Raw genomic sequence first — 12194 nt, forward strand, 5'->3', positions numbered from 1 at the left:
AAATAACGGCAGAAAAAAAAGGATAAACTGGAAGCTTGGAACAATGTTTTTAATACCTGCGGTTATAATGGCGCCCGTGGGGGCATACATAGGAATACATACACCAAAGCATATATTATTATGGATATTTGTTGCATTTCTTGCATATACGCTTTATAATCTTATAAAAATGAAAAAAGCAGTTAATGAGGAATCAAAATTTAAGGGCGTGAAAGGGCTTTACCTTGGAATATCTGTTGGCGCACTTGCAGGATTCCTTGGAGGTCTTCTTGGTGTAGGCGGCGGCATGATTATACTTCCTGTGTTAACATTTATAGAAACTGATTTCAAGAAAATATCTGGAACTGCAGGATATATAGCACTTTTTAGTTCTGCCAGCGGATTCTTATCATATTTATCGTTGCTTCATGGCGTTAACTACTTGCTATGGATAATCGTCCTTGTTGGGGGCATATTGGGTGGCTTTACCGGATCTTTCCTGATGAATAAATTTAAAAGCAGTACAGTAAAGGGCATAATAATAGTGATAATCACATTTGTTATGATAAAGGTCGTTTTGACCATTATTGGATTAAAATTTTAATTCCATATCAATTCCTTTTAATTTTTCCCGCATGGCAATCTAAAACAGGAAGTCCATTTAACATGCCCATAAAGCATATATAACATAAAGGGAAATGAAGTAATATAAATGTAATTATTTATGAGGATCATAAACTCCCAAATGAAAAAGTGCTCGTTAAAAAAATAAACAGGAAAATATTTAAATGTTCAAGTATCTAGCAAATAAAAATCAGTGGGTTATATCCAGAAAGTTTAAGCATCCAAGAAGTGATAAATTCTAAGGGTGCTTTAACATATTTGGCAGAAATCCTGACCCTGAAAGTTTAGAATTTAATATGAATTAATTATTATTTGAATAATTCCTCCCTTATTACCCTATCACGTTTAAATTCTATAAAGAAATAATATAGCATAAATAATATTAGGATTATAATCACACCTATATCAAGGGCTTCCTTTGGCATTCCGTATATGAAAAGAACTAATAATATTATGGCAACTATAACTGTATATGGATATAAAGGTGTTTTAAACGTTCCAGATTTTTTTATTCTTCTAAAATGTATTACTGCAAAGCTTGATACAAGATATGATAGTAAAAGCCCAAAATTGCTTATTGCTGCTATTATATACACATTGCCGGAGAAAAGCATTACAATTCCTATTACTGAGGAAATTATAACACCATTGACAGACACATCTTTTTTTGAATTAAATTTTCTGAAGAATTTTGGAAGGAGCTTATTTTCACCAATCTGGTAAAGCACTCTGGATGATGTCATTATCATTGCAAGCGTTGCCGAAGTTGTTGCTATTAAGGCACCTATTGTTACAATAAAGTAAAGATAATACGGTGCATGTACATAACTTAATGCAAATGCTAATGGATCCGCAGATACAGTATACTTTGAGGCCGGAACCATTAATATTAATGCAACAACGACTAATATATAGAATATCATGCTTATTACAACTGATAATACTATTGCCTTTGCTGCCTTGTTTGCACCGCCGTTAACATCTGATGTTAATGTAGATATTGACTGAAATCCAGAATATGCAAAAAATACAGCTATGCTTGCAGAGAATATCGCATAAACATTATCCTTGGAGGGTGGAACTGTAAAATTTGATACATTTAATGTTTTTGTTGAATATGCAAGCACAACTGCGGAAATAACAAAAATTGTCAGTATTCCGAGCTTTATCATTACAAGATAAAAATCTGCACTTGCAGCCTTTTTAATTCCAATAATATTTAAAATTGATAATACAAATATTAAAATAATTGCAAAAATAATGGGGTAATAACCAGAATGAAGGCCTGTTAGGATTCCAAGATATGAACCAAAGCCCAGGGCTATTGCCGCAATTGCTGTGGAGAAACTAAAATATAAGAGAATTCCGGTTATAAAACCCATCTCGCTGCCGAATGCCTCAAAAATAAATGAAAATGAGGCCCCCTTTGCATGCGGCATTATGGATCCGAGCTCACCGAATTCCATGGCTATTATTATTGCAAGAACACCAACAAGGGCAAAAGCAATTAATGCATTGGCACCTGCCAAGGCTATTGTTGTTCCACTTAAGACAAATATGCCTGCGCCTATAATTGCACCGAGGCCAACTGCAGTTGCAACAGGTACACTTATTAATTTTTGATCCTTTATATTATCACCCAATCAAATATTTATTGTATATTTAATTAATAATATTAAAATTATTTTTCATATATATTAATATTAACTTCAATATAATCACCATATAACTTTCCAGGATATGATTTTATAATGATTTCAGGGTTTTCCAGGAAATCATAATCCATATGGTATTATTTTGTGGCATTATACATATTGCACCGGAATACTAAATTATGCATTTATTGCATCAATATTATAATCACATAACAGAGGTGAAGGCCTTTTTATTACCTTTATTCTTTTATCGGGTTGCCCCATATAGATATATATTTGAAATTGATATAATAATATTTCTTGCATATGCTTATGGATCATTTAAATTAAATATGGACTATATGTGGTTCAAATTCGTTATAAAATGAACCACATAAGAATTAAATTTAAATATACTAAGCATACCTAATTCATTGGTATGATAACTTCCAAAGATATATGTTAACATGGTTAACAGAAATCATAATCTGAACATGGAGGAAAGATGCATGAATTTATGGATATATTTTAATCCCTAATATATAAAAATATTTACATATACCTATATATTAAGAGATAATTAATTAAGTTTATATATAATATGGGCTTTTTTAATTATGGATATTGATAAACCCTCCATAGAGATTGAAAAGCTTAAAAAATACGTATCTGAAAATTCCGGATTTGACATTATTGAAAAAGGCAATATTCTAGAACTGCATTTTATTCCATTTATGCCTGAGGCTGTTGAACATTTTCCGGATGGAAAACAGGTTGAGCACATAATGTATGGGGAGGAAATAGAAGGCTATGTTTATTTTTATAAATTTGTAATTGTCAGTGAAGATGATAAAACTGAAATATCCATAGATGGCAGGTATGATCCTGTTATGGAATGGTTAAATTATATATAAAAAAAATTAATAAAATTCCTGAAGATCCTCCTCGCTTAATTTATATGGATCTGTATTTTTCAGTGAGATTTTTGATATAACCTCATCTGCATCCTCATATGTTGGTTTATCAACCTCATAGAATATGCCGGTGGGTATTGCATGATTATCTCCCCACTCAGAGGCAAGCTTATAGGCCTGATAGAAATCAGTTTTATCATTGTTTTCAAGTTTATAAACAGCCTTTCTATAGAATTCATACCCATTAAATTTATTATATGTGGTGCATGGGCTCAGCACATCTATAAAGGAAAATCCCCTGTGCTTAATCGCCTCCCTTGTTATTTCTGTAAGCCCCTTTATATCCCCAGAAAAACCACGGGCAACGAATGATGCACCTGCGGTTAGTGCATAATGGAGCGGATTAAATGGTGGTTCTATATTTCCATCAGGTGTATCCTTTGTTACTATGCCAATGGGTGTCGTTGGTGATGCCTGACCTGTGGTAAGCCCAAAGACCTGGTTATCTGAGACCATGTATGTTATATCAACATTTCTTTTGGCAAAATGGTAGAAATGCTGGGTACCCTCAAAAAATCCATCCCCATCGCCGCCATAGGCTATTACCTTTAAATCCGGGTTTGCCCATTTAATGCCTGCGGCAACAGGCACAAGCCTGCCATGAAGCCCATGATATCCATATGTGTTTATAAATTCAGGCATGTTGCTTGAACATCCAATTCCTGAGGTAATCACCACATTTTCAGGGCTTATATTTAGCTGCACAAGCGCCTCTGTTATTGCCCTTAACTGTGAGAAATTACCACACCCGGGGCACCAGTCCGGCCTTACCTTGCCCTTGTAATTATCCATTGTTATCATTTATTTATCACCCCCTATTTTTACATTTTCATACTGAATGTTTAGCATCTGCCTTACCCTTGCCTTTAATTCATCCGGGTAAAATGCCTCACCGTCATATTTTCCTATGAACTCAGTTTTTACCAAAAATTCTGATTTTATTAACCTGTTTAGCTGGCCGGAGAAGTTATTTTCCACAACAATTATCCTATTTCTGTTTTTAAGGTGCCCTGCTATATCTGGATTAAGTGGGTATACATGATTTATTTCAAGGGCTCCAATGCTAAATCCCTCATCAATTAAATCATCAACTATTTCCTCAACAACACCCTTTGTTGATCCCCACTGGATAATTAGGTTTTCTGCGCCATCCGCCCTATATGCATTTGTTGGTGGCATATTCTTTTTATATGTTTCAAGCTTTCTCATTCTCTTCTCCATGCTTAATGACCTTATTTTTGGGTCAGTGATCTCATCACTTACAACATTTCCGTATTCATCATGTTCATCTGAATCCTCATTGTGCATTAATCCCTTCTGACCTGGTATTGCCCTTTTTGAAATTCCAGATTCTGTAAATTCATATCTCTTGAAATTAGGGTCATTATCCTGCGCTATTAATCCGTGTTCCATTTTATATGTTAAATCTATGTTATTTAATGTTTCAACATGCTCGGCAAGGTAAAGATCCGACATGATAAAAACAGGGAGCTGGTATTCTGCCGCAAGATTAAATGCCTCCTTTGCAAGGTCAAATGCCTCTGTAACATTTCCAGGTGCAAGCACAATTCTTGGAAAATCCCCCTGGCCTGCACCAAGAATCTGGTTTAAATCCCCCTGCTCGGTTTTTGTTGGAAGCCCGGTTGATGGCCCCGGCCTCTGTGCCTCATAAATTACAAGAGGCACCTCGGTCATTCCTGCCAAACCAACTGCCTCAGACATAAGTGCAAAGCCACCGCCTGATGTACCTGTCATGGCCCTGACACCTGCATAATTGGCACCTATGGCTGCGTTTATGGCCGAAATTTCATCCTCTGTTACCTTTACAAACAGATTATATTTTTTTGCATGGTTTGCAAAGAAATGCAGTGCGGATGATGCGGGTGTCATTGGATATGCAAAATACATTTGCATTCCGGCATTAACTGCTCCAAGACCCACTGCCTCACCACCGGATGCGATGTAAAGCTTCCGGTTGACTGGATGCAGTTTTTTAAAAATTCCATATGTTTTTAGATAATAATCATAGCCATCCTTCGCGGCGGAAACATTTAATTCTGCGACTTTTCCCTTCTTACCAAAAACTTCCTGAATCACGCCGGAAAATGTATCAAAGCCCAGGCCAAGGGCAGCCATTGTGGCTCCAAGTGCCACGGTATTTTTCAGCAGTGAGTTTTTATCATATTTTAATGCTATATCCCTTAAAGGTATGGGGCAGTATTTAATGTTTTGATATTTTTTATAATTTGTTATCATCTCGCCATCAAAAATTGCTATTCCTGAAAGGGGTGATGCGCCACCCTCATTTATGCCCGGATTTGTATGCCTGTTAAGTGCATCCTCATTTAGGGCTATTAAAATATCTAGGCCGGAACCCTGATTTTTAACAACATTCTCTGATGCCCTTACCTGGTACCAGCTTTCTCCACCCCTGATTAAACTCTGATAATAGTTATATGTTGAGATATATAGACCGTTTCTGGATAAAGATTTTGCCAGTATCAAACCTGCAGACTGAACACCGTCACCTGCAGCACCTCCTATTCTAATTACAGTACTTTCCATAATTATATACCTTCATTGTTTATTTAAACTTTGTGATTATACTGTAAATATTTATAAATAATTGCATCATTTTTTGGAATATATAATAAAATTCTTACTTAATATATTATAATAATTGGGGATATATATGATTATCATATATATTTTTTAAAGAAAACTTTAATATCATACTATAAAATAAGATGGTATTTTATGAAATTTCAAATTTATTTTTTTAACTAACTTCCAGAAAGTCTGTGAATAAAAATAAAAAAATTTTTAATAAACCTATTTTTTTAAAAAAATAAAATACAAAAAAATATCAAAAACTTTGCTTCCAGATAAAAATATTAATATAGTTCTATTAATTTATTTTAAGCTTCCATCTCTGTTGCCAGCTTTTCAAGTTTTTTGTTTTTTCTTATCATGAACGTAAGGGCTATTGCGATTATGACCATAAAGGTATCAAATAAATAGGAAATTTTCCAGTTTATGGCCGCAGCAATATCAAGCATAATTGTGGGACCAAAGGCCAGTGCAAGTGCTATGAAACTGAACTGAATCCCTAGAACCCTACCAAGAACAGCCTTTCCAAAGTAATCTGCTGTGTATGAGAAAAATGGCGGGAAATATAGCAGTATTGAAAAAAATCCTATTGCAGTTACCGGCAGTAATATATACGGTGATATACCTGGATTAACAAATATTAATGGAACTGTGGCAATGGTGCTTACAACCACACCGATTTTCATAATTAGCAATTTTGGATACTTTAGTGTTAACAGTCCGGAAACTATGGCACCAAGAAAGCCAGCAAAATAGGTAATTGTTGTATAAAGCCCAAGAATGCTGTTTGAGTATAACAGATAATCTGAAAAGTATGTAGGAAGCACCTCGGAATAACTTGCCCAGACAAGATTCATTATGCCTATTCCTATTATTAATCCAAGACTGTCCCTGCTGCTAAATATATATTTAAATGCATCTGATATTTTAACTGAATTTGAACTTTTAATATTTTTGTTTATTTTATCCAATGATTTATGGGATTTATACGCTTCCTCAAGTTCCCCTTCCTTTATAATTCCTGATGATAATTCATCAGAATATATTATTTTTAATTCATCCATTGTTATAAATCTTGATTCCTCTGGCCTGTCATAAACAAATAAGACCCATACTATTAAAAGGGGAATTGAAAATACCGCAAAAAGCAGAAAAACATCATGGAAATTTCCGTGGAAAAATAAAAGGAGTGGTATGGCCACTGCAGGGGCTAAAAATGTGAAAAATGGTGATGCTGAATTTGTGATTCCAGCCCCAAGCCCCCTCTCGTGTTTTCCAAACCAGTTTCCTGTTAATTTATAAACAACAGTGTTGGTGAATGATTCAAAGATTCCGAATATTATAATTGCAGCTGCAAGCTGGGAAAAATTCCTGGAAAGGCCAACACCAATGGTTACAACAGTGAATGCAATCAATGGAAATAATCCGCCGTATCTGGCACCGATCTTATCAACTATGATCCCACCAAATAATCCCATGATTATCCCAGGCCCGCCTGAGAATATACCGAGCAGGAGTGCCTCCTGTTCAAGGCTTAAATTTAATTCCTTTCTTATTGTCGGCATTAAAACTGCAGTTTTAATCAGCTCAAAAAGCAGAAAACCAAAAAGCAAAAATGTCAGTATATCAATTATCCATCTCTGGCCTTTCATTTAAGCATATAAACCATATGAATAAAAATATTGTTATTAAGAAATTAAAATAATGACAAAATAATTATAAGTAGTTTAATTATATGATTCAATGAATAATAAAATTGGCGGCGGTATAAACTTCATATTAAGGAAACCGGTAATAATTTTATACGCTGTCGCATCAATATTTACAATATTATTTTCATATTATTCAATTTTAAAAGCCTATAATTTTCAGGCCTATGCATGGGACCTTGGTCTTTACTCACAGGTATTTTATTCTGTTCTTAAGGGTAAATTCTTTTATACATCACTTCTGGGCTCAAGTTACCTTGCGGAGCATTTTTCACCATTTATATTCCTAATAGAAATACCATTTTATTTTTTTCCATCAGAATACACACTTTTAATAATTCAATCAATATTTCTCAGCTTTTCAATTATTCCCCTTTATTATATAACAGATGAAATTTTAAGCCGGCTTGAGAATGGTTCAAAGAATAAAAGAATAAAGCGCAGCACACTTAAATTTATTTCATTTATAATGCCCGTTGCATTTATATTGTCTCCGCTTACAGAGAGCCCTGTATACTTTGATTTTCATCTTATGGTATTTATTCCATTCTTCTATTTTATGGCACTTTATTACCTTTTAAAGGCCAAAAGAATACTATATTACATATTTCTCGCCCTGATAATATCCCTGCATTCAAATTTTATTTTCATAGCAATGATGATTATACTTATGGAAATTATTTTAAATAAAAGGGGAATAGTTACCAGGCCCAGGAAACTTAGCAATGGCATGTATTTTGGCATATCATTTGCAGTACTATTTTCCTATTATATACTAGCCGGATTCCTGAAATCCTATATTGGGCATATACCTGAGGCAACATACCTTATTATAGGCGGTTCAGGCAGCGTTTCAAGGAGCCTAACCGGATTTTTAACAGTGCTGTTTTATAATCCAGAAAAAATAATATCAGTTCTTGTTGCGAATTATGATATAAAAATACTGTTTCTTATACTGGGATTCCTGGCTGTTGATTTTCTTTTTATAGAATATCCAGCAGGGCTGCTACCCGCACTTCCATATTTTGCATATGCAATGCTTTCAACATATATACCATATTATTTCATAGGCTTTCAGTATTCAATGATGTTTATACCATTTGTTTTTATTGCCGGTATTTTTGGAATATATGTAATATTAGAAAAAATTGATATTTCCCCAAACTTTAAAAAAATTAAAAAATATTTTAAGAATTCAATGCTGGTAATAGTATTATTTAGCATAATTGGATTTGCCATACTGAGCCCGCTGTCACCAGCATCCATGGAGCCCGCAAACATTGGTTATTTCAGTGGAAATAATAAAAACATCAATGTGGCCAAAATAAATTTTATGCATGAAATAAAGGGCATAATTAATAATAATTCATCATTAATAACAGGAAATAATATCTTCCCTGAATTTTACAAAAATTACAATGCAACCGCGTTCCCTGATGCAACAATTTCCGAAAAGGTTCCATACTATAAATACCTTATAGCAGATTTCTCGGATTCACAGACATATGTAAAAAATTCACAGAATATAAGCCTTGCTGAACTGGCACAGGAATACATATCAAGTGGCTTATATGGGATACTGGCAGAGGGTTACGACATTATGGTTTTGAAATTAAATTATACTGGAAGTCCGGAATTATATGTTCCATCAAACAATAATTACAGTTATAATTATTTTCAGACAGTTAATGGCATCTCGGAGGGGCCTTTTATAAATAAAAATACATCATATTTTGGTAAGCTTGATGATAATGCATTAAACATCTATGATTCAAATAAAACATATCTTCTTCCGGGGAATTATAGCATTACATTTACATTAAACAGCACAGTGGAGAAAAACACGACATTTATAATAAAATTTAACTCCGGGAAATGCGTTGTTTTAAACAAAACAGTAAATAATGATTTAAACCGGGATTATATAACATTTTCAATAAATGTTAAAAATTTTTACAGCAATGTTATTTATATTGCATACCTTAAAAATCAGGATGTAAATATTAAAAATATAAAAATAACACAGCTAAACGCCTAAAATTATTATAATGTATATTCATCACCGGGGTTAAGTATAACAACCTTTGTGTATTTATCAGAAAGTTCCTTGAATTTTTTTGGGTCAGCATCTATTGCAGGAAATGTACCGTAATGCATTGGGAATGTAATTTTTGCACCAATGAGTTCTGCAGCCCTTGCCGCCTCCATCGGTCCCATGGTGTAGAATCCACCTATTGGAAGCATTGCAATATCAGGATGGTAAAATTCCCTTATGTACCTCATATCACCAAAAAAGGCAGTATCCCCTGCATGATATATTGTCACACCATTCTTTCTAATTATAAATCCGGATTCATTTCCACTGTGCACGGCATTTACCATGCCAATGGATATGTCCCCAAGGTCACTTAAGGACCCCTTATTCATTCCAATAATATTTTCATCAGGGAATCCATCCCTATCAGGATACATTGTTAGTTCGTATATTCCTATAACCTTTGCATTGTTGTTCCTTGCAATTTTGAAGGCATCATTTATATGGTCGAAATGATTATGCGTAACAAGCACATATTTTACGTCCTTAATTTCATCAGCGCGCACAGGTGCCTTTGGATTCCCTGTTAAAAACGGGTCTATTATTATTCTAAGATCTCCAAAATCTATAAGCCAGCATGCATGACTTAACCATTTTATTTTTATCATAAAAACAATAATTCAAATTAATACAAAAAATTATTTATGTAATTTTACAAGTTTTAATTATGATTTACAATTAGGTCGCCAGCCCATTATTTTTGGTTTAATCTAAATTTATGCTATAAATAAGTGTTAAAAATAGCTGAATTTTTCTATTATTTAAAATAATCACTTCATATGATTTGAAATTACATAAAAAAATAAAATTAAAATGCATAAATTTTTAATATGATGTTATATTTCGTTGCAAAAAATAAATTTATATACACATCGTGTGTATGATTAACATGGCAGTTTATGGTTTAAATAAACAGAGATGGTTTCAGGTAATTTCGGCATATTCAGGATGGTTAATGGATGGCTATACAACAATTGCATATGCACTTGTTGCGGTTACAGTTTCAACTGTGTTTTTCCCAAGCACCATTGGCATATACGGGCTTATTGCCACATTTGGCGGGCTTGCCGTTGAGGAAATAGCAAGGCCTGTGGGTTCTGTGGCACTTGGAAATTTTTTGGGGGATAGAATAGGAAGAAAAAACATGTTAACAATAACAATAGTCGGTTTTTCAGTTTTTGCTGCATCAAAGGGACTCCTGCCATCTTATAAATCAATAGGCATACTTGCACCCGTTTTGCTTTATATTATTCTGTTTATAGAGGGGACATTTGCAGGGGCGGAATACGGTGGTGGCACCACGCTTTCAATGGAGGACATACCTGCAGCAAAAAGGGCACCAATAGGAGCTTTTGTTCAGAGTGGTTATGGAACTGGATTTTTTATAGTTTCCTTTGTTTTTGCAGCGCTTTCATCATATTATGGCAAAACAGAATTTGCAATAATAGGCTGGAGGGTTTTATTTTATACAACAATTATCCCTGGGATGCTAACCCTAATAATAAGGTATATAACATCTGAAACAACTGTTTTTGATGATATGAAAAAAAATAAGGAGGTTTTAAGGGAGCCGGTTGTTGGACTTTTCAAAAAGGGTGGTAAACCACTAATATTCGCACTAATTTTTACCTCCGGTCTATTATTCATAAATACCGTTACATTTTCATTTTATCCGGCCCTTTTATCAATACTTAATCCTGCAATGAGCAATACAAAGGTTGGAACATATAATGCACTGATTAATCTTGTATCATTATTTGGTGTTTGGATTGGCGGGATTACAGCGCTCTTAATAGTTGGAAGGAAAAAAAGCATACTTGTATATTCATTAATTTTCATCATTTTAACATACCCAATTGCATTCCTTGCGTTTAGGGGCGGTGCAATAAATGATTTAATAGCATTCAGTGTACAGGCCTTCTTTGAGGCAATGATATTCTCAACGCTTCCCGCATTTCTGGCAGAGTCCTTTGGCAAGCAGTTCAGGACCACAGGGGTGGGATTTGCCTACAATGGTGGTGCCGTCTTTGGTGGATTTGCAATAAGCATAGTACTCTTCTTTTCAACCTTTATGCACAGTTTATTTGCTGCATGGACACTCTGGCTATTCCTTGCTGAATTAATCATGGTTTCAGGCATGCTGCTCTCCGCAGAAACATTTAGGCATGGGGCACCTGATAGAATTGCAGACTAAAATTATGGAAATGGGCATAGATGGATTTAGCATATGCGGTTACACTGACATTAACAGGAATTCCGGAATGACAATGCTTCTGTGCGACAGGCCAAACACATCAGGAATTTTTCAATCAGGTGGTTCCCCGGCAAGCCATGAAATCTCGCTGCTTAACTCAAACCACAGGCCGGACTACTCCATTGATGGGATATTAATGACAGGCAGAAGCGTATTTGGCCTTGCACTTATATCTGAGGTATACCGTTATTTAAGGAACATTAATGCTGGTTCCAGGCTTGATGATAATTACATTCCAATTGTTCCCGCTGCAGCCATATACGACCTTGATGTCAATGGAGAAATTCCTGACCGTGAATGGATTGAAAGGGCATT

The 12194-nt window shown here is 34.5% G+C and carries 9 protein-coding genes and 1 pseudogene; 5 read left to right on the forward strand and 5 right to left on the reverse strand.

Annotated elements, in window-relative coordinates:
• On the forward strand, positions 1–583 hold a 583-nt coding region (locus tag QXW15_RS07250; protein WP_342790233.1), incomplete at its 5' end, for a sulfite exporter TauE/SafE family protein.
• Positions 584–911: 328 nt separating this feature from the next.
• Here the strand turns inward: QXW15_RS07250 and QXW15_RS07255 are convergent.
• Complete coding sequence (locus QXW15_RS07255) at positions 912–2246, reverse strand: APC family permease (RefSeq protein ID WP_236692477.1); 1335 nt, start codon at positions 2244–2246, stop codon at positions 912–914.
• Positions 2247–2854: 608 nt separating this feature from the next.
• Here QXW15_RS07255 and QXW15_RS07260 point away from each other — a divergent pair.
• The gene (locus tag QXW15_RS07260) at positions 2855–3151 is read left to right on the forward strand and encodes a hypothetical protein (protein WP_048102327.1); all 297 of its coding nucleotides are present in this window, start codon (positions 2855–2857) and stop codon (positions 3149–3151) included.
• Positions 3152–3157: 6 nt separating this feature from the next.
• Here QXW15_RS07260 and QXW15_RS07265 read toward each other — a convergent pair whose 3' ends face one another.
• The 3 genes from QXW15_RS07265 to QXW15_RS07275 all read right to left on the reverse strand — a co-directional run bounded on the left by QXW15_RS07265 (position 3158) and on the right by QXW15_RS07275 (position 7473).
• Positions 3158–4012: a thiamine pyrophosphate-dependent enzyme gene (locus tag QXW15_RS07265; protein ID WP_048102326.1), complete on the reverse strand. Its 855-nt coding sequence runs from the start codon at positions 4010–4012 to the stop codon at positions 3158–3160.
• Positions 4013–5776, reverse strand: coding sequence for a 2-oxoacid:acceptor oxidoreductase subunit alpha (locus tag QXW15_RS07270; RefSeq protein WP_055040810.1), 1764 nt, complete (start codon positions 5774–5776; stop codon positions 4013–4015).
• Positions 5777–6129: 353 nt separating this feature from the next.
• Positions 6130–7473, reverse strand: a complete 1344-nt coding sequence (locus tag QXW15_RS07275; RefSeq protein ID WP_054963871.1) for an MFS transporter — start codon at positions 7471–7473, stop codon at positions 6130–6132.
• 91 nt (positions 7474–7564) lie between these two features.
• On the opposite strand from QXW15_RS07275, the gene QXW15_RS07280 reads away from it, so the two are divergent.
• A complete protein-coding gene (locus tag QXW15_RS07280) occupies positions 7565–9568 on the forward strand; it encodes a DUF2079 domain-containing protein (RefSeq protein WP_054963870.1) in 2004 nt (667 codons plus the stop codon).
• A gap of 5 nt (positions 9569–9573) precedes the next feature.
• On the opposite strand, the gene QXW15_RS07285 is transcribed toward QXW15_RS07280, so the two are convergent.
• Positions 9574–10233, reverse strand: a complete 660-nt coding sequence (locus QXW15_RS07285; protein ID WP_048102322.1) for a metal-dependent hydrolase — start codon at positions 10231–10233, stop codon at positions 9574–9576.
• A 281-nt stretch (positions 10234–10514) separates the two neighbouring features.
• Here QXW15_RS07285 and QXW15_RS07290 point away from each other — a divergent pair, with 281 nt between their 5' ends.
• Positions 10515–11819: an MFS transporter gene (locus QXW15_RS07290; protein WP_048102321.1), complete on the forward strand. Its 1305-nt coding sequence runs from the start codon at positions 10515–10517 to the stop codon at positions 11817–11819.
• Positions 11809–12194 (forward strand): annotated as a pseudogene (locus tag QXW15_RS07295) (peptidase S58 family protein); the annotation flags it as partial. The gene QXW15_RS07290 and the pseudogene QXW15_RS07295, both read left to right, overlap by 11 nt.

The sequence above is a fragment of the Acidiplasma sp. genome (assembly GCF_038728925.1).
Taxonomy (GTDB): Archaea; Thermoplasmatota; Thermoplasmata; order Thermoplasmatales; family Thermoplasmataceae; genus Acidiplasma; species Acidiplasma aeolicum.

Bases quoted from the DNA above. Each gene is read 5' to 3' on its own strand.
- QXW15_RS07260 (WP_048102327.1), top strand. From the start codon at position 2,855: ATGGATATTGATAAACCCTCCATAGAGATTGAAAAGCTTAAAAAATAC.
- QXW15_RS07265 (WP_048102326.1), bottom strand. From the start codon at position 4,012: ATGATAACAATGGATAATTACAAGGGCAAGGTAAGGCCGGACTGGTGC.
- QXW15_RS07270 (WP_055040810.1), bottom strand. From the start codon at position 5,776: ATGGAAAGTACTGTAATTAGAATAGGAGGTGCTGCAGGTGACGGTGTT.
- QXW15_RS07275 (WP_054963871.1), bottom strand. From the start codon at position 7,473: ATGAAAGGCCAGAGATGGATAATTGATATACTGACATTTTTGCTTTTT.
- QXW15_RS07280 (WP_054963870.1), top strand. From the start codon at position 7,565: ATGAATAATAAAATTGGCGGCGGTATAAACTTCATATTAAGGAAACCG.
- QXW15_RS07285 (WP_048102322.1), bottom strand. From the start codon at position 10,233: ATGATAAAAATAAAATGGTTAAGTCATGCATGCTGGCTTATAGATTTT.
- QXW15_RS07290 (WP_048102321.1), top strand. From the start codon at position 10,515: ATGGCAGTTTATGGTTTAAATAAACAGAGATGGTTTCAGGTAATTTCG.